General features: G+C 50.5%; 12 protein-coding genes and 1 pseudogene. 10 read left to right on the top strand and 3 right to left on the bottom strand.

What is annotated here, in order from left to right; translation table 11 throughout:
• The first annotated feature begins 65 nt into the window (after positions 1–65).
• Positions 66–998, top strand: coding sequence for a carbohydrate ABC transporter permease (locus NYE29_RS24530; RefSeq protein ID WP_340897857.1), 933 nt, complete (start codon positions 66–68; stop codon positions 996–998).
• Between the two features lies 1 nt (position 999).
• Complete coding sequence (locus tag NYE29_RS24535) at positions 1,000–1,836, top strand: carbohydrate ABC transporter permease (protein WP_197073602.1); 837 nt, start codon at positions 1,000–1,002, stop codon at positions 1,834–1,836.
• A gap of 74 nt (positions 1,837–1,910) precedes the next feature.
• Here NYE29_RS24535 and NYE29_RS24540 read toward each other — a convergent pair whose 3' ends face one another.
• Positions 1,911–2,849 (bottom strand): AraC family transcriptional regulator, encoded by a 939-nt coding sequence (locus NYE29_RS24540; protein ID WP_340897858.1) that lies wholly within the window; start codon positions 2,847–2,849, stop codon positions 1,911–1,913.
• A 176-nt stretch (positions 2,850–3,025) separates the two neighbouring features.
• Here NYE29_RS24540 and NYE29_RS24545 point away from each other — a divergent pair.
• From NYE29_RS24545 to NYE29_RS24555, 3 genes and pseudogenes are all read left to right on the top strand, one after another.
• Positions 3,026–5,137: pseudogene (locus tag NYE29_RS24545) on the top strand (glycoside hydrolase family 52 protein).
• A 184-nt stretch (positions 5,138–5,321) separates the two neighbouring features.
• Positions 5,322–5,726: a BlaI/MecI/CopY family transcriptional regulator gene (locus tag NYE29_RS24550; RefSeq protein ID WP_340897859.1), complete on the top strand. Its 405-nt coding sequence runs from the start codon at positions 5,322–5,324 to the stop codon at positions 5,724–5,726.
• The gene (locus tag NYE29_RS24555) at positions 5,723–7,642 is read left to right on the top strand and encodes a M56 family metallopeptidase (protein ID WP_340897861.1); all 1,920 of its coding nucleotides are present in this window, start codon (positions 5,723–5,725) and stop codon (positions 7,640–7,642) included. Before NYE29_RS24550 ends, NYE29_RS24555 begins: the two co-directional genes overlap by 4 nt.
• Positions 7,643–7,723: 81 nt before the next feature.
• On the opposite strand, the gene NYE29_RS24560 is transcribed toward NYE29_RS24555, so the two are convergent.
• Entirely contained in the window at positions 7,724–8,830 is a 1,107-nt protein-coding gene (locus NYE29_RS24560) for a glycoside hydrolase family 88 protein (protein ID WP_340897862.1), read from the bottom strand.
• A 246-nt stretch (positions 8,831–9,076) separates the two neighbouring features.
• On the opposite strand from NYE29_RS24560, the gene NYE29_RS24565 reads away from it, so the two are divergent.
• Positions 9,077–10,528, top strand: a complete 1,452-nt coding sequence (locus NYE29_RS24565; protein WP_340897865.1) for a glycosyl hydrolase family 28 protein — start codon at positions 9,077–9,079, stop codon at positions 10,526–10,528.
• Here the strand turns inward: NYE29_RS24565 and NYE29_RS24570 are convergent.
• Positions 10,525–11,382: an AraC family transcriptional regulator gene (locus tag NYE29_RS24570; protein WP_340897867.1), complete on the bottom strand. Its 858-nt coding sequence runs from the start codon at positions 11,380–11,382 to the stop codon at positions 10,525–10,527. The genes NYE29_RS24565 and NYE29_RS24570 overlap by 4 nt on opposite strands.
• A 136-nt stretch (positions 11,383–11,518) precedes the next feature.
• On the opposite strand from NYE29_RS24570, the gene NYE29_RS24575 reads away from it, so the two are divergent.
• The 4 genes from NYE29_RS24575 to NYE29_RS24590 all read left to right on the top strand — a co-directional run bounded on the left by NYE29_RS24575 (position 11,519) and on the right by NYE29_RS24590 (position 19,902).
• Positions 11,519–13,108 carry a glycoside hydrolase family 43 protein gene (locus NYE29_RS24575; RefSeq protein ID WP_340897869.1) on the top strand — a complete coding sequence of 530 codons (1,590 nt, stop codon included), beginning with the start codon at positions 11,519–11,521 and terminating at the stop codon, positions 13,106–13,108.
• Positions 13,109–13,142: 34 nt separating this feature from the next.
• Positions 13,143–13,946 (top strand): DUF5060 domain-containing protein, encoded by an 804-nt coding sequence (locus tag NYE29_RS24580; protein WP_340897870.1) that lies wholly within the window; start codon positions 13,143–13,145, stop codon positions 13,944–13,946.
• 13 nt (positions 13,947–13,959) lie between these two features.
• Complete coding sequence (locus NYE29_RS24585) at positions 13,960–14,577, top strand: DUF5605 domain-containing protein (RefSeq protein ID WP_340897871.1); 618 nt, start codon at positions 13,960–13,962, stop codon at positions 14,575–14,577.
• Positions 14,578–15,147: 570 nt separating this feature from the next.
• Entirely contained in the window at positions 15,148–19,902 is a 4,755-nt protein-coding gene (locus NYE29_RS24590) for a LamG-like jellyroll fold domain-containing protein (protein WP_340899795.1), read from the top strand.
• Positions 19,903–19,913 lie beyond the last annotated feature (11 nt).

The following is a 19,913-nucleotide window of genomic DNA, read 5'->3' on the forward strand; positions in this document are numbered from 1 at the left end:
GGAGTGCCTTCGTTCAAGGTGAACCACTCCTCTTTACCGGCGCATCTCCGGGAGGGAGAGTAACTATGGCTACAGCAATAGAGAGAGCAGACAAGCCGCTGGCGGCAGCCGTTCCGAAGAAAAAGAAGAAGTGGCAGTCCTATGCATTCATGTTTATTTTGCCATCATTTTTGATTTATACATTGTTCGTTATTGTTCCTACTGTAGGAAGTATATATTTAAGCTTCACCTCATGGGATGGCATCAGCGAAGATGTGAGGTACATCGGGTTCGCTAACTTTGTGGAAATCTGGAATAGCCCCCGCGTTCACAACGCGCTGAAGAATACTTTGCTTATGACGGTCAGCCTGGTAGTGCTGGAGAATATCGCCGCTATTGCCTTGGCCATTCTTGTAGATAAAGTGCGCTGGTTCCGCAATCTGTTCAGAAGTATTTTTTATTTCCCTACTCTGCTCAGCGGGATTGTAATGGGGTTTGTCTGGGCCATGATTTTGAACTACAACTTTGGTGTGTTTAATCAGATTCTGGATAGTGTCGGGCTGGGAAGCTGGATGGTAGACTGGCTCGGGAATCCGAAGTATGCGATGATTTCGATCATTTTGTCCACGGTGTGGAAAGGTGCGGGGTATTACATGATCATCTATCTGGCGGGGCTGCAGGGCATTCCTGCTGAGCTGAATGAAGCGGCGAGCATTGACGGTGCGAACGGCTGGCAGCAATTCCGCCACATTACCTTCCCGCTGTTAGCTGGATCGATGACCGTATGTATGGTGCTTTCCATGATCAGTGCGCTGAAGATTTTTGATCAGATTGCAGTAATGACCGATGGAGGCCCCGGCTTTGATACCGAGACATTGACCTATATTATTTATAAAGTCGGCTTTGGCGAACTAAGGCAGGGCTTTGGTACGGCGCTGGCAATGGTGCTGTTCCTGATCATTATGATCATTACGGTCATCCAGGTTAAATTCCTCCGGAAACGTGAGGTGCAGATGTAATATGACGATTCATACGAAAAAAAGACTCTGGGAGATTTCCCTGTTTATTGTAACGCTGCTGCTGGCGATCATTTTCTTTTTCCCGATCTTCTTTAACCTGATGTCCGCCTTTAAAAGCAACGCCGAAATTATGAGGGACGCCATCGCGTTCCCTAAGGGATTATATCTGGACAGCTTTAAATACCTGCTCACAGAAACCGAATTTCCCCGGGCGATCCTGAACAGTCTGATTCTAACACTGGTTTCGATTGTTGCTCAGGTCTTGATCATTCCTATGGCGGGTTACGCCATCGAACGCAGAAATGTCCGCTGGACTAAATTTATGTTCCTGTATTTCCTGGCCGGGATGATGATTCCGTTTCAGGCTTACATGATCCCTTTGTTCAAAGAGCTGAGAATGTTCGGATTGTACGGAAGTCTTGCCGGTCCGATTCTGGTCTATGTTGCCGGGGCTGTCGGCTTTGGCTGCCTGCTCTACACCAGCTTTGTCAAAGGCATTCCGCAGGAAATTGAGGAAGCGGCAGAGATTGACGGCTGCTCCCGTTACGGAATCTTCTGGAAAATTGTCTTCCCGCTTATGGGACCGGTTACGGCAAGCATGGTTGTGCTTAACGGTCTGGGAATCTGGAATGATTTCCTGCTGCCGATGCTCGTGCTTCCTTCAGGCGAAGCCAAGACGATGGTCGTGGAAATCTACCGCTATATCGGTGAATTTTCCTCCCGCTGGGATATGATTTTTGCCGGAACAGCGATGTCCGTTGTGCCTGTGCTGATTGTCTTTGTATCGCTGCAAAAGTATTTTGTAAAAGGCATCGCCGCAGGTGCTACCAAAGGTTAAGCATAATCTGTTGTTGAGGCTGCCCCTAAATCACAGGGGCGGCCTTGCTGCATTTTCATATATGCTCCTGATGTTTAGCTTAATTTATCTTTTGACAGCTCTGGATCAGCTGTAAGCCTGCGGTAGCCCATTGGAGGCAGGCTGGTCCAGCGCTTAAATTGTTTGCTGAAATGGGAGACGTCGCGGTAACCGAGCCGATGGGCAATCGCTTCGACGGACAGGCTGTTGTCAAGCAGCAGCAGCTTGGCATGGCGGATAATCAGATCGGAGAGATATTGTCTCGGAGACATCCCGTAGATCTGACGGAAGGCCCGGTTGCAGTGATTCGGGCTATAACCCAGCTGCGCTGCAATGCCTTCAATACCTTCACCACGGCTGCCTGTAGCTTCTGCCGTGAAGACGGATTCCTGCAGCAGGCCTTCGATGGCATTCGCCAGGGCAACGGTATTCTCCGTGACTCCCGGAAGTGCGCTTCCAGAAACAACAGGCATTTCGGCCAAGACCCAGCCGCTGAGTGCGGTGAATAGCTGCAATGAGGCGTTCAGTATCATCAACCGGTTCAACTGTGAATCGCTGGCTTCGGAGAGAATCACCCTGCTGATGATAATGTCCAGCGCAGAGCGGATAGACCGCAGCTCCGGGCTGCTCCCGCTGAGACTTACAGTATCCATCGTCATTAGGGAACGCCGCAGAATCAGATCATCAATATCAAAATGCAGGCAGAAATAAGTCATTTCATTGCCGGAATCCGCGCCGAGGCTGGAATGCTGCACGCCGGGGCGGATGAATAGAATATCTCCGCTTTCCTGAACGTAAGCGCGGCCGCCGACCGTCATTTGCTGCCTGCCTTGCAGAACTACATTGATTTCAAACATTGGGTGGGTATGTACTGGATACTGCCACTGCGTATTTACTTTGCGCCAGTGGGCGGCAAAAATATGAAAAGCTGCCTGGATGTCTGGTGACATCCGGCCGTCGAGGGAATGCTGAATGCCGGGATCATTTGACTTCATTGCCATCCTCATTTTCGAATAGAATATGGGTTTATTATAGCATAGCTTGCTCCAGGCGATTGATTTGCCCAAATAATAGGCGGCTTTGGCCCTGTCGCACCCAGGGCGGCATAGATAACATAGAGATAGAGCCCGGCCGCCGCCGGGAATCAGCCTGGAGGGAGTGTTTTTACGATATGCCGCAGAATCAGTTTTTTAACGCCCATCATTCACCAATCGGCTCTTTTGCCAGCTTTACATTAGGATTTAAGGGGGCTGGAGGCGGCTTTGATCTGGAAGCCGGGAAGCCGCCCAGACAGAATATATTTATCGGACTGCAGCGGAAGGATGGCAGCGACTTTGATACGCTGCCGTTTCACGAGCATGACGGAGAGGATGAGAGCAAGCGCTACGATATCGAGAATCCTGATCCTAAACCGTCTAAGCCGCGGATCCTCTTTCCGTTTGCGGACGGGGAAATTGTCCGGGATTTCAAGCTGACTACAGACAGCTGGCAGGCCGGTGATTTGACCTTCCGCATTTATTCGCCGGTGCGGTCCGTGCCGGACCCGGAGACGGCTTCGGAAGAAGAGTTGAAGGGGATTTTGCTGCCGGCACTGCTGGTGGAATTTGAAGTAGATAACACTGCCGGTGAAGTTGAGCGGCGTGCATTCTTTGGCTTCCAAGGCAACGATCCCTATAGTGCGATGAGAAGACTGGATGATTGCTCTGCAGAGCTTGCCGGTGTCGGGCAAGGAAGATTTGTGGCGATTGCCGCAGAGCAGGGAACGGCAAGGTCGGCCATGCATTTTAAATTGGAGGATATTCTGCTGTCAGAGCTGGAGGAGAATTGGACCTTTGGCCTTGGCCGGGTAGGAGCGCTTGTTATGGATGTTCCGCCTGGCGTCCGGAAGACATACCGTTTCGCTATCAGCTTCCACCGGTCAGGTTACGTTACCTCCGGTATGGATGCTTCCTATTACTACAACCGCTATTTCAGCAATGTGGAGTCCGTGGCGGAATATGCGTTGTCGCATTTTGATGAATTGAAGCAGCAGGCGCTGCAGGCGAACAGCCTGCTGGAAAACACCGGCCTTAGTAGGGATCAGACCTTTATGCTGGCCCATGCTATCCGCAGCTATTACGGCTCGACGCAGCTGCTGGACTACAAGGGCAAGCCGTTCTGGATCGTAAATGAAGGCGAATACCGGATGATGAACACCTTCGACCTTACCGTCGATCAGCTGTTCTATGAACTGAAGATGAATCCATGGACGGTGCGCAACGAGCTGGATATGTTCGTAGACAGATTCAGCTACACCGATACGGTCCGCTTCCCTGGCGACCAAACGGAGTACCCTGGAGGTCTCAGCTTTACCCATGATATGGGGGTGGCAAATGCTGTATCACGTCCCGGTTATTCCGCCTATGAGATGTACGGCATTGACGGCTGCTTCTCGCATATGACTCATGAACAGCTGGTCAACTGGGTTCTTACGTCGGCCGTTTACCTGGAGCATACAGGCGATCTTTCCTGGATGGAGCGGAATCTGACCGTGCTGGAGAGCTGCCTGCAAAGTATGCTGAACCGCGATCATCCGGACCCGGAGCAGAGAAACGGAGTTATGGGCCTCGACAGCTCGCGCACAATGGGTGGTGCCGAAATTACCACCTATGACAGCCTGGATGTTTCGCTTGGCCAGGCCCGCAACAACATCTATCTTGCCGGGAAGTGCTGGGCGGCTTATCTGGCCATGGAGAAGATTTTCCGGGAGAATGGAAACACGGAACTGTCAGAAACAGCCGGAGCTCAAGCAGAACGCTGCGCGGCAACTATTGTTGCCAGCGTGACAGAAGATGGTTATATCCCGGCAGTGATTGGGGAAGGGAATGATTCGAAGATCATCCCGGCGATTGAAGGTCTGGTCTTCCCGTATTTCACAGGCTGCAAGGAAGCACTGGAACGCGGAGGCCGGTTCGGCGCTTATATCGCGGCATTGGAGCGGCATCTGGAGGCGGTTCTTGTGTAGGGTGTCTGCCTGTTCGAGAACGGCGGCTGGAAAATCTCCTCCACCAGCAACAACAGCTGGCTGAGCAAAGTGTATCTCTGCCAATTTATCGCCAGACAAATTCTCGGGCTGGAATGGAATGAAGCCGGCCGGGAAGCGGATCGGGCGCATGTGGAATGGCTCACGCATCCGCAGCTTTCCATCTGGAGCTGGAGCGACCAGATTATCTCCGGGGAAATTACCGGCAGCAAATATTATCCTCGCGGGGTAACAGCTATCCTGTGGCTGGATGAACAATAAGCAGAGTGCTCCAGCACAAAGCGAATACTTGATATAGGGAATACCAGAATAAGCGGTTCCTCCGGTTAGCTCATGACCGGGGGACCGCTTTTTAATCATTTTGAGATACGGAAATCCTGTGAGAAAAATAAAATTCCCAAAAACTACTGCAGTAGTCTTGAAATGTGCAGACTATCGTAGTAGTATGAATTTACAAACTATTGCAATAGTCTGGAAGGAGATGATCCATATTCAAATTAAACTTTTTGACTCTGAGCTCAAGGTCATGGATGTCTTATGGAAGGAAGGGACTATAACCGCCAAGCAGCTTGCTGAAGTCCTGGGTGAGCAGGTGGGCTGGAACAAGAACACCACCTACACTGTGATCAAGAAATGCATCGACAAGGGCGCCATTGAACGACTGGAGCCTAATTTTCTCTGCCGGGCTATTCTCCCTAAAGAGCAGGTACAGGAACAAGAAACGGCTGAATTGATTAACAAGGTCTTTGACGGCTCCACCGAGATGCTGTTTGCTTCTCTTTTGAACACGAAGAAACTATCCGCTAAGGAGATCGCAAGACTCAAGCAGCTCGTGGAGCAATTGAAATGAGCTGGCTGATGGATATTTTTCAAATGAGCCTGACCGCGGCTGTACTTATTATTGCGATTGTGGTTATTCGTGCGCTGACCTTGCATAAGCTCCCGAAGAAAACATTTCTCGTACTTTGGGGCGTGGTGCTCTGCCGCTTGCTTATTCCGTTCTCGATCCCGTCTCCCTTCAGCTTCTACACAGCTTTAGAGAGGCTGGAGCGGGTATTTAGGACAACATCCTCAACTCCGCCTCCTGCGGAAGCATCAAGAATCTTACATACCGTGAATTTTTCAGGGACAGCGGAGTCAATTGGAAATGTCGCGTCATCGGGATCGACATCAGCATCAGCATCAGCATCCATTTCACCTCTTGTCATCATTGGGCTGCTAGGGATGTGTGCCTTTGCCCTGTTTTTTATCGTGACCTATATTAAATGCCGCAGGGAGTTTCAAACCTCTCTGCCGGTCGGGAATGATTTCACCGCCCGTTGGCTGCAGGAACATCCCCTGCGCCGGCAGGTACAAATCAGGCAATCGGATCAAATTAAAGCGCCGTTGACGTATGGCATTCTCCACCCTGTAATACTCATGCCTAAAGATATGGATTGGACTGATGAAACGAGGCTGCGGTATATTTTCACCCATGAATTTGTGCATATCCGGCGGTTTGACGCATTGACCAAGCTGGTGTTGACATTTGCCCTGTGCCTGCACTGGTTCAATCCAATGGTCTGGGTGATGTACATCCTGGTCAACCGTGATATTGAACTCTCCTGTGATGAAACCGTCGTGCGGACATTTGGGGAACCCGTAAAAGCGGCTTATGCTATGACGCTGATTGGGATGGAGGAGAAGAAAAGCAAGGTGACTCCGTTATTCAATAGCTTCAGTAAAAATTCAATTGAAGAGAGGATCATTGCGATTATGAAAATGAAAAAAACGACAGTTTTTGGATCTGCAGCGGCATTGCTGCTGATTGCGGGTACAGTCACTGCTTTTGCAACCAGTGCTGCTAAGCCGGTTTCTGGCAGTGGTTTTGAAGAGAATTCGCTGGCGGTTTATGAACCCTACGGTCTGGTCTACGATGCAAAAAGCCACGAATTAATGTATCAAAATGAAGAAGTCCGTGATTTCTTTGATGAACAGGCCGGAGTCGGCCAGTCCATGATGGATGGAACTGTGGATGTATATGCAGTCTATAAGAATGGCAAGCTGGCCGGAATCGAAAAGCGGAGCCCGGAAGAGTTCAGCAAGACAACAGCCGAGAAGAAAGCTTTGCAGAAGGAGTTCGCTGAGAAAAGAAAGGAACTCGGTATTGCGGACAATGAAGACTTCGCTTATTCGGATAATTCCGAGGGCCAGTCTGGCACAATGGGTGAGTCGTCTGATGCTGTGTATTCCTATAGCGATGAAACTGGCGCAGTTCAAATCAGCAACGATGACGGGAAAACGTGGATGAGTGAAGAAGCATATGAACAAGCGAATCCGACGCCAAAAGTTGTATGGTGGACCTATGAAGAATATAAAACATGGCTTGCGGAAGAAAAGAAATCGCTGCAATCCATCATCGGCGGAAAAGGCTGGAACCCGACCGACGGCTGGTATGAATGGACCCCCGAGAAGGTTAATGAGGCCATAGCCATGTATGAAGGAATATTGGAGGATATTAAGAAGGGAGTGAAGGTCTCAAAATCGGTGGACGGAAAAGATGACGTGATATTGTCGTATAACCCTGGAGAAATAGAGGTATCTTCAGCCCACGGAATGACAATTTCCGATGACAACGGAAATATATCAGACATCGGGCCCTATGACACCAAAGAAGAATTGCTGGCTGCAATAAAGCTTTATTGCGAAAGACAGGTGAAAGCTGGAAAGTTAACTCCAATAGAAGCTGAAAAACTGATCAATGAAGCGAATACTCAGCATAAATAAACTGTACGTATCAATACAAAACGCCTTGTCCTCTTAGGGAGAGCAAGGCGTTTTCTATGGTCACATGCTTCATTCTCAAGCTTATAAAATGCGATGTTTCCATCCGTTCAATTTCGAGACAGCTTCCACATAGTAGTAGTCTCCGTAAATCAGAGACACGTCGATGAAGGAGGTTCCGCTGCCCGTACCATGCAGCAGAATGGCTTCATGCTCCGGCTGGTCCCAGGTGGCGTAGTTCTCTGTCAGCGAGCGCAAGATCCGTTCTGCAGCATTAGCGTAAAGGCTCTTCTCGCCGGGCGGAACAACTTCAGCGAGTTCCAGCAATCCGGAGGCAGCGATGGATGCAGCCGAACTGTCTCTGAACATCCGCTTGTCATCCTCCAGACGGAAATCCCAATACGGCACCTGATCCTCAGGCAATGCCGCGATGAAATAATGGGCAATCCGCTTGGCCGTATCCAGAAAACGCTCATCCCCGGTGTGGCGGTAAGTGTTGATGAAGCCATAAAGTCCCCAGGCTGCCCCGCGGCTCCAGCAGGATTCGGCGGAATAACCCTGTCCGCCAAAGTTCTCGATGTATTCTCCGGTCTCTGCGTCGAAGGAGAGAATATGTTTGGTCGATCCGTCTTCATTGACGCCATATTTCATCGCCGTTTCGGCATGGCTCACAGCAATATGCTTGTACCGCGGATCGCCGCTGACCTTGCTCGCCCAGAACAGCAGAGAGATATTCAGCATGCAGTCGATAATCACCCAGCCGTATTTATCCTCATTCCACGCACGGATGAATTTGCCCACCGGATTGTAGCGTGCAGCGAGGAAATTGGCGGCTTCAAGTCCTCTGCGCAGCCCATCATCATCTCCGGTCAAAGTATTCTTAATTACGGCTGTCGGCAGAAATTGAAAACCTACATCATGATGCAATTCAACGGTCGGTTTAACAAACCATTCCTCGAGTTTGCCATCCCAATGCCAGGCGGCCTCCTTGTACAGGTCCTTTCCGGTCATATCATGCATAATCCACAGGAGACCCGGCCAAAAGCCCGTCGTCCACCAGTCTGAGCCGATATCGTCAAATTTGCCGTCTGCTCCGGCGAAATGCGGACATTTGCCGCCGATTTGCTCCACCATGCGCGTTACCTTTGTATCGAGTCTGTCCATGATTTCCTGCCAATACGTTTTACTCATCGCGAATCCTCCAATGGTTTAGATGTGCCCCCAGTATATCGCTATCCGTATTGTCAAAGTTGCGATTTGATATTCAAAAATATCGAAATATTGTCATGATCATAACTGAATAAAGATCATTCGTGAATTCCACAACTACTGCTAACGCGACAAAATATAAACATTTCCTTATAACGTTGCCAAACTTTTGTGCGCCCCCTGAACTTTATAATATGAATAGGAAAATTACAGGGGGGACTCAGGTCAATGAACCAAGTGCAAATTTATAACGCTCCCAATAACATACCGCTCAGGGAGGATTTCAGGGTTAAGGTTCGTCCGGTTGGAGGGGAATGGCAGCCGCTTTTGATTTACGAGGTCAAAGTGGACATGCATCAGGTCCGCCCGGCATCGCTCGCTTTTTTTGATCTGCAGGGTGTGGCTGAAGTGGGAATTACATGCCTCTATACAGAAATTACTCATGTGAACATTGCTCCGGCAGCAAGAAATATCAAATTTGAGCAGGATGGCCGCAAACTCTCTTTCCTGTTGAACGGCCCGCAAAAGCTATCGGTGGAAATAAACGGCGACCGTTTCCGTAATCTGCATCTGTTCGCGAATGAGCTGGAGGAAAATGTGCCTCAGCCTGAGTATGCCAGCGTGCACCTGATTCAGCCGGGCATTCACCGGACTCCCGATCTGTTAAACCTGCTCGAAACGACCAGAGAGGCCGAAGGCGGAATGCCGCAAACACTCTATTTTGCACCAGGCACTCATTACATCGAAGAAACGGCATTTCCGGTTCCCTCAGGAACGACCGTATATCTTGCCGGAGGGTCAGTCCTAGTAGGTTCACTGGTGTGTGAAGGAGTAGAGGATGTAACCATCCACGGGCGGGGTGTCATTTATTTGGCGGATTTCCACCGGTTTTCGGCTTTTCGCGGTGTACGAATTGTCTTCTCGCAACGGGTGAATGTGGAAGGGATTACAGTCATTGATCCGCCGCATTACAGTGTGTTTATCGGGCAGTCTGCTAAGATTTCGATCAACAACCTGAAGTCATTCAGCACACGGGGCTGGAGCGACGGAATCGACATCATGGCGAGCAGCGATATTGACATCCGTGATGTCTTCATGCGGAATTCCGACGACTGCATCGCCATTTACGGCTCCAGATGGGATTTCTATGGAGACAGCCGGAACATTAGCTTACGGGACTCCATTCTATGGGCCGATGTGGCTCATCCGCTGATGATTGGCACCCATGGAGATCACCAGCACGACGGGGATTTGATCGAGAACATTGTGTTCGAGAATATCGATATTCTGGAGCATCATGAACCTCAGGAGAATTATTGGGGAGCACTGGCGATTAATGCCGGGGACCGCAATATGGTGCGGAATATCCTGTATAGCGATATCAGGGTGGAACGGATAGAGCAGGGTCAGCTGCTGGATCTGCGTGTGGTGATGAACAAGGATTATAATCCGGAACCGGGCTCGGGCATCGAAAATATTACGTTCCGCAGTGTCCGTTATGACGGAGCTGACATCCAACCTTCCCGTATTTATGGATACGATGGAAAACGGGGCGTAGACGGTGTATCTTTTATCAATTTGCAGATCAATGGCGAAGTGATAGGAGAGGCGCGCACAGACAGAATGCTGATCAATGAATATGCGCGCAATATTGTTTTTGTGAGCGAAGATTCCCGTTAATTACTCTTCCGGTATTTTAGGGGAGTGGTGCCGAGGACTCTTTTGAACAGCTGGTTGAAATAGGAGGCATTCGGGAAACCCACCGTGATACCGATCTGCTCCACAGGCATATCCGTTGTGCTGAGCAGGCGGCAGGCTTGCTTGATCCGCCGGGCGGTCAGGTAGTCGACCAGGCGGCTTCCCGTTTCCTGGTGGAAGATCCGCGAGACATAAGACTTCGATAAATGGGTCTCCGCTGCGAGCTGCTCGAGGTTCACCTCTTCCTGGTAATGCTCCTCGATCCAGTTCATGATCTGCTCGGAATAGCGGAGATTCCGCCGTTCCTCCGGTTGGATCAACATGTTGCCGCCGGTTCCCAGGCAGCTCAGTAATTGCGTAAGCAGCATAGTAATATCCTCCGAATCCTCCACCGGGGAATGGGTCCGGCACTGATCATACTGGGTATAAATCCATTGTATGGCCTCATTCTGACTGCCGAGATCAAACCCGCAATAGGTGTTCTTACCCTGCCATAAGGCAGAGAAGAGCGCTTTGCGCTTGGGGAAGTTCTTCAGCAGATTCTCGGCGGAATGCGGGTCCACATAGAAAATGCTGCGCACGAATGGGCATTCCGCAGAGACCTCTGAATAAATCCGGTGCAGCTGATAAGGCTGGAAAAAAAACAGCATGCCGGAGCGGATATCATACATTTGCTGATTGACGACAACATTGCCCTGACCGTTGTGGATATACATGATCTCGCAGCACTGGTGCCAGTGGTAGTAGCCCTTGTAATAGCCATCAGTGTATAGCTGATAGTCCCAGATGAGCGACTTGTGGTCCGTGAAAATAACAGGTTCGAACAGCTGCTTCATAGTTCCTCCATCATGACAAAATACAAACATTTTATAATAACTCATTATAACTTTCAACCGCTGCAAGCGCTACAATATTAACTGTAAATCCAAATTTTAAATAGACAATCTTATTATCCCTGGAGGTTTAGAATTTATGGCGCAACCGATTGTGAATCCGGTATTGACCGGTTTTCATCCCGATCCGTCTTTTTTACGGGTTGGGGATGATTATTATATTGCTACATCCACTTTTGAATGGTTCCCGGGTGTCGAGATCCACCATTCACGCGATCTGATTCACTGGCACCCGCTTACCCGTGTACTGACGGAGTCTTCGCAGGTTGACCTGCGCGGCAACGTAAGTTCCGGCTCCATTTGGGCACCGGCGCTTTCATTTGATAACGGGTTGTATTATTTACTATTTACGGATGTGAAATCCCGCAGGAGTGTGTATAAGGATCTGCATAACTACCTCATTACAGCGCCCGATATTAGGGGGCCATGGAGTGAGCCGGTCCGGCTGAACGGCAGCGGATTTGATCCCTTTCTGTTCCATGATACAGACGGCCGGAAATGGCTGCTAAATATGCGCTGGGATTTCCGCAAGAGCCACAGCAATTTCTCCGGCATTATTATGCAGGAATATGATTTCTCAACCGGCAAGCTGACCGGTCCGGTGCACGAAATTTATAAGGGGACACCGGCCGGTGTTACGGAAGGTCCGCAATTGTACAAACGCAATGGTTATTACTATCTGCTTGTTGCGGAAGGCGGCACAGGTGTGAACCATATGGTCACCATGGCGAGAAGCCGCAGTTTGACTGGACCTTATGAAACGGATCCTGATTATCCGATAATGACGACGGCCCATGATCTGACCTATCCCTTCCAGCAGGCCGGTCATGGGTCACTGGTGGAAACACAGAATGGCGAATGGTATATGGCCCATTTGTGCACACGCCCGATTCCCGGGACAGGGACGATGAATCCGCTCGGCAGAGAGACGGCGATCCAGCACTGTGTATGGACCGAAGACGGTTGGCTGCGGCTGGCGCATGGCGGGAAGCTGCCTGCCCTTGTGACAGAGGCGCCGGACCTGCCGCCGCATCCCTTTGAATCATTGCCGGAACGCGATGAGTTCGATGGCGAAGAACTGGGGTATCCCTATCAGGGACTTCGTATTCCTTTTGATCCTTCATGGGTAAGCTTGACGGAGCGTCCGGGTTTTCTGCGTCTGACTGGCAGAGAATCGCTGGCTTCCCTGCATAATCAGAGTATGATCGCCCGCCCGATCCAGCATTTTGCCTGCAGGGTGTCCACCTGTATGGAGTTTAGTCCTGTTAGCATGTTGGAAATGGCGGGCCTGGTGCTCTATTACGATGACAGTGACTATTATTATTTGCGGGTGACGGCCGATGAGATCCGCGGCGTAAGCCTTGGCGTTGTGCTGTGCAGAGCTGGCAAATACGATGAAATCTCCTCCATGCAAATCTCGGTGAAGGCTTGGGAGCGTTATTATCTCAAGGCAGAGATCAACGGGCGGGATATCGTTTTTTACGCTTCTCTGGATGGAGAGGTCTGGACAGCGATGTGCACACCGCTTGATTTCGGCACGCTGTCCGATGAATACGGCGGTAAACTTGGGTTCACCGGCTCCTATGCAGGAGTCTGCGCCCAGGACCTGGACCAGCAGAGTAAAAAGGCGTATTTTGACTTTTTTGAATATAAAGCTCTGGAAGGATAATGGCGTAGGTAATAAGAGGAAATGGGGCTTGTGAATGAAACAGGAAGCTGAACGCTGGGGTTTGTTTGAATTGGAACTGAACGGGCCTTGCAGCGGTAATCCATTTGTGGATGTTGACCTGACCGCCGAGTTTAAATACAACAACCGCGTGCTCCGGCCAGATGGTTTCTATGATGGTGAAGGGCGCTATAAAATCCGTTTCATGCCTGACACCGTGGGGACTTGGACATATAGAACCCGCAGCAACATCGCGGAGCTGAATGGTATCAGTGGAGAATTTGTCTGCGTGGAAGCTGGAGAAGGTAACCATGGGCCGGTATGTGTGAGCAATCAATACCATTTTGCCTATGCGGATGGGTCGCCACATTTCTCCTTCGGCACTACTTGCTATGCCTGGACTCATCAGAGGGAAGATCTGCAGGAACAGACCCTGGCAACGCTGAAGCCCGGGCCGTTCAATAAAATCCGCATGTGCATTTTCCCCAAGCATTATGACTATAATCTGCTTGATCCAGCGGACTATGCTTTTCAGGGCTCTGTATCCGGGGGCTGGGACTTCCGCAGATTTAATCACGTCTTTTTTGCCAATCTGGAGCGGCGTATTCTGGATTTGCAGCAGCTGGGGATTGAGGCGGATATTATTCTTTTCCATCCGTATGACCGCTGGGGTTTCTCCACAATGGACCGGGAAAGTGATGACTTCTATTTGCGTTATGTCGTTGCCCGGCTGGCGGCTTTCCGGAATATCTGGTGGTCGATGGCCAATGAGCATGATCTGATGCGGGCGAAAAAAAACGGAAGACTGGGATCATTATTTTCAACTGGTGCAGGAGCTTGATCCATACCAGCATTTGCGTTCCAATCATAACTGGCAGGGCTTCTATGATCACGGCAAACCGTGGGTGACTCATTGCAGTATTCAGCATCCCGATCTTCTGCGGGTCAAGGAATGGCGCAATCTCTACCGCAAGCCGGTAGTGGTTGATGAATGCTGTTATGAAGGCAATATCAACTATGACTGGGGCAATATCACAGCCCAGGAGCTAGTGCGGCGTTTTTGGGAGGCGGCGGTGCGGGGCGGATATGCCGGGCATGGCGAAACCTATGTGCATCCCGGAGATATTTTATGGTGGTCTCATGGGGGAGAACTTCACGGGGACAGTGCGGAGCGGATCTCCTTTCTCCGCAGTATCATGGAGGAGGGACCTGGAGAGGGTATTGACCCGCTCCCCATGCCCATGCTGGATGGAGGCGCAGGGAAGGCGGGCGAATATTATCTCTATTACTACGGCAATCAGCGGCCGGCTTTTAAGAAGCTAATTTTGCCACCCGATCATGACTACCGGATTGAAATTATCGATACGTGGAATATGACCATCACCGCTGTGCAGGAGTTAGTAAGAGGAGACTACCGCGTCGAGCTGCCTAATAAGCAATATATGGCCTTGCGGATTACCGTAGTGAATTAGCTCAAGGACCTCCATTACTTGCGGTAAGCAAGGTGAGTGCAGTCTTCGCGTTTTTTAGATTCTGTACATGGATAGTTATCAAAGAAGCCTGCATGCGCATTTGTGCCTGCAGGCTTCTTTGATATAGCGATGACATGAATGTTTCCGTAATTATTTATTGCCACCTCGATCTATAATTGTCATCGGTTTTTGCTTATTTCTTCGATGAATCCTTTACTGAAGCGGATCACAGCGGTTCATTTCATGGTTTTTAATTTGCTGATGATTAATATCAATATAAACATAAAACGATTCATTTTAATATAAAATTCTAATTGACTAATTGCCGAATGTACCGTTAAAATAAAACCGTTCAAGCCGATTTATGATGGTTTAGTTTTTATTTATATGAAATAAACAAAACCTTACGGCGGAACATTTTTTTAATGACTACATGAAAGCGTTTTATTTATGGGCGATAAAAGGGGAGGTGCTGCATACCAGAAAGAAGTCCGCTAATTTCTTGATATTGTAATCGCAAGGCTAGGCATGACTATTTTTTAGAATCGGAGGATCTCACATTTGAACAAGATGACTGGCAAGCTAACGTCTTCGTTTCTTGCGCTGCTGCTGCTTGTACCTTCGCCGATCATGGCGGCTTCTGGGGCTGTGAACGATAACAACAAGGTGGGACAGCTTACCGCCAAAATCTCAGCACCTGACTATACAGGCCACTGGGCACAGGATGATTTTCAGACATGGGTAGATAATGGTCTGCTCACGGGTTATGGGAACGGTGTTTATAAACCGGAGCAGAACATTACCCGCGCAGAGTGGGTTTCACTTGTAGGCAGAGTATTTAATCTGCAGACTCTGAGCGAGAGCAGGTTTAGTGATGTTGCGGATGGAAGCGTTTATTATAATGATGTTATGAAAGCGGTATCAGCCGGTTTTGTGTCGGGTTACAGCGACGGGACCTTCCGCCCTGCCCAAACGGTCAGCCGGCAGGAAGCGGCCGTGATGCTGTACCGGTTGTTCCAGCTTGATGCTTCAACCGCCGCTGCCGCGCCGAAGGATGCCGCTGAGCTGCCGGAGTGGAGCAGGGAAGCTGTACTTACTTTGCTGGGAGACGGTTTCCTCAGCGGGTACGAGGATGGCAGCGTTAAGGGGAAACGTGCAGTAACGAGAGCTGAGGCACTGCGGTTAATCAGTAAACTGTCCGGGCAAATCATCCTCAAGAGCGGAACCTACAGCGATTTGACTGCCCGGAATGTTATTGTCAGCACAGCCGGAGTGGAGCTCAAGAACGCAAGCATCGCGGGCAACTTGTATCTTACCGAAGGGATTGCTGAAGGGGACGTTACCCTCGACAACGTAAAGGTCGCAGGCAAAATAGTTGTCACTGGTGGCGGTGAAAACAGTGTTGTCATGCACAATTCGACGGCTTCCAGGCTGGTGGTGAACAAAAAGAACGGGAAGCTGCGAGTCATAACCAAAGGCAGCAGCGCTGTAACGGACGTCATTGTTCAGTCTGGCGTCAAGCTTGAGGAAGATGCAGCTGCAACCGGGACGGGCTTCAGTAAAATTACAGTGGAACAGACATTGTCCAAAAATTCGGTGGTACAGCTTAGCGGCAGCTTCGACTCGGTAGTCATGAATGCGTTGGGTGAGCCGGCATTGGTATTAAATAGAGGCAGCATCACGGACATGACGCTTAACCGTAAGACGGGACTGCGTGTTGAAGCTGGCACAGAGATCAAAAATCTCAAGGTCGGCGTGAAGGAGCAGATTACTGTCCAAGGCAGCGGCAAAGTGGTTTTTGACCCGGTCTACAGCTCCCTGATCAAGCTGGAAACACCAGCGGCAACGGCAACTGCTACAGCGACTGCGGGCAGCGGGGGAGGGACCCCGATACCACCGACAGCGACACCAAGTCCGATGCCAAGTGCGACACCAAGTGCGACACCAACGCCGTCACCAACGGCTACACCGGTGGTTTCGCCGGAAGCGACCGCGCCGGTGTTCAGCAATGTATCTGTGCATGATCCCTCAGTTGTGAAGGACGGCGACACGTATTATGTCTTCGGTTCGCATATCGAGGCGGCTGAGTCGCAAGATTTGATGAATTGGAGCACTTTCACCAACGGCTATAAAACGCCGGATAATGTACTCTACGGTGATCTTTCCGCGAATCTGGCGGAATCCTTCGCCTGGGCCGGGGAGAACGATTCCGACAGCAAAGGCGGTTTCTCCGTTTGGGCACCGGATGTTTTCTGGAATGAGGACTATGTTAACGAGGATGGAACCAAGGGCACTTATATGATGTATTATTCCACTTCCTCCACCTATATTCGTTCAGCCATTGGCTACGCCGTTTCGCAAAATATTAAAGGACCTTACACCTACGGGGGAACCGTCCTGTATTCCGGCTTCACGGCAGGCGAAGCTTATGATGCGAACAGTGATGTCAACAAAAAATGGACGAATACCAACATTCAGACGCTGATTGATGATGGAACACTGGAGGCAATGAATCCGGCCTGGTTTAATACCGACGGTACGTATAACAATAAAATGTACACAAACGCAATTGACCCTACGCTGTTCTATGATAAGGACGGCAAGCTGTGGATGACCTACGGATCATGGTCGGGCGGGATTTTCGTGCTGGAGGTTGATCCTGCAACCGGCGGGCCCAAGTATCCCGGAGAAGACGGGACGACAGCGGACGGCAGAATCATCGACCGCTATTTTGGGACCAAAATCTCGGGAGGTAATTATAAATCCGGTGAAGGCCCGTATGTAATGTACGACAAAAATACGGACTACTACTATCTATATGTAACCTATGGCGGTCTTGCGGCAGATGGCGGCTACAGTATGCGGCAGTTCCGTTCCAGCAGCCCAAGCGGTCCGTACAAGGATGCAGCAGGGCAGGATGCGGTGCTCACCACGGATGGTGACCACTCGGCATACGGCAACAAGCTGCTGGGCAACTTCCTGTTCACGAACGTGAACGGCGATCCGGACTTCCCGGTCTATGGCTATGTCTCATCCGGCCATAATTCGGTATATTACGATGAAGACAGCGGGAAGACGTTCAACTTCTTCCATACCCGGTTCCCTTACCGGGGCGAAGCTCATGAGCTTCGCGTACACCAGATGTTCATGAACGAGGACGGCTGGCCGGTGGTCGCGCCGCACCGTTACTCCGGCGAAACTATCGGCAAAGTAGCGGCGGAAGACATCGCCGGTGCCTACCAGTTCATCAACCATGGCAAGGATATCAGCGCTAAAATCAAATCAAGCGCCGATATTGAACTCCTGGCAGACGGAACCATTACAGGACCGGTGACCGGGACCTGGAAACTGAAAGGCGATTATTATGCCGATCTGCTCATCAACGAGACACAGAACGGCACTGCCGTTGAACGGCTGTACAAAGGTGTCTTCGTCAAGCTGTGGGATTCCACGCGCCAAGATCATGTCATGACCTTCACTGCCATGTCGGATCAAGGTATTGCCGTCTGGGGCAGTGCGCTGGAAACACTGAGCGATGAGCAACTGGTGGCCAATGCTACAAGCGGCCTGACACTTGGCAACACAAGTAAAGTGTACAGGGATCTAACCCTGCCGAGCGAAGGTGTACGCGGTATTGCGATAACTTGGTCTTCGTCCAATGAAGCCGTTGTTGGAAATGACGGGAAGGTAACACGGCCGGAGGTTGGCAGCGGTGACACGTCTGTGGAACTGACGGCTACGATTCGGCTTGGCAATGCGAGCGCTACCAAAACCTTCACAGTAGGTGTTGTAGCACTTAGCGGCAGTCAACTGGAGGACGGTTTAGTAGGCGCCTATGACTTTGAGGGCAATCTCGAGGAAAGCGGCGGACGGCTTGAAGCGGGGACGGAAACGGGGAACCGGGTGAACAACACCGGCGGTACGGTCACTTATGTAAGCGGTGAAGACGGACAGGCAGCACAATTGGATGGCAGCTCCGGCATCCGTTTGCCAAACGGCCTGATTTCCGGAAGCTCCTATACCGTGGGCATGTGGCTGAACCCGGATGAATTGACCGCCTTTACGACTGCGTTCTTCGGAGCAAAGTCCGATACGAACTGGATCAGCCTGCTTCCTTACGGCAACGGTGTCACAACAACCCGCTTGTGGTTTGGCAGTGAGGCCTGGATGGATGCGGATACGGGCCTGCAGATTAAGGCAGGTGAATGGTCTCACGTGGCCTTTACCTACGATGCCGGCACAGTCAAAATGTATGTGAATGGCGTACTGAAATCAACGAAAAGCGGATTTACCAACGTATTTACAGATGATTCCGGCGTGTTTGCCCTCGGCGTCAACTATTGGGATATTCCGTACAAAGGCCTGGTTGACAAGTTCCGGGTCTATGAAAAAGCATTGTCTCCGGAAGCCGTGGGCTGGCTGGTGAATGGTGAGTCGGAAACGGATACGAAGGTGACCTCGATATCCTTCGGTACAGCAGTCCAACAAGTAGCTGCAGGCAACAGTTATACCCCGGTGGTCAGCATACTGCCTGCCAATGCCGGTAACCAGCAGCTGGAGTGGAGCTCAAGCACTCCCGAGGTCGCAGTTGTCGATGCTGTGACAGGTGTAGTAACGGCTCTGAAGGTCGGGGATGCAAGTATTACTGCAAAGGCGACAGATGGCAGCGCGGTTACTTCCAGCTATCAAGTGAAGGTTACAGATGGGAAAATAGCTTATTATGCGTTTGACGGAAGTTTACAGGATTCGCTGCAGCTGTCTGCGGCGGGCAAGGTAACCGGTGACAAAGTGGACAGTGCAACGGTCGGCAGTATTACCTATGGGACAGGTGTTGCCGGACAGGCGGCTGTCTTCGATGGTACTTCCGGTATCCGGCTGCCTGACGGGCTTTTGAACAGCAGCACCTACTCTGTCTCCATGTGGTTAAATCCTGCGCAGCTGACGGATTTCACGACCACCTTTTTCGGTGCAAGCACCATGGACAGCTGGATCAGCCTGGTCCTGCAAAATGCCGGCGGCCAGACGCTGCTATGGTCAGGAACGGCCTGGTATGATGCTTTGACCGGTCTGCTAATCCCGCTGAATGAGTGGACACATGTCGCTTTTACAGTACGTGAAGGTGAAGTCAAAGTGTACATCAACGGATCGGAGAAATTCTCCGGCACGGGCTTCCCGGATGTGTTTACCAATAAGAATGCCGTATTCACTCTGGGCATTAATTACTGGAATCCACCGTTCAAAGGGTTGATCGACGAACTGAAGGTCTATAACAATACGCTTTCGGCGGAAGACGTGCTGGCAGAGTACAATCTGAACAGTAATTAACAATTAACAGA

This window comes from Paenibacillus sp. FSL M7-1046 (assembly GCF_038007405.1).
Classification (GTDB): Bacteria; Bacillota; Bacilli; order Paenibacillales; family Paenibacillaceae; genus Paenibacillus_AQ.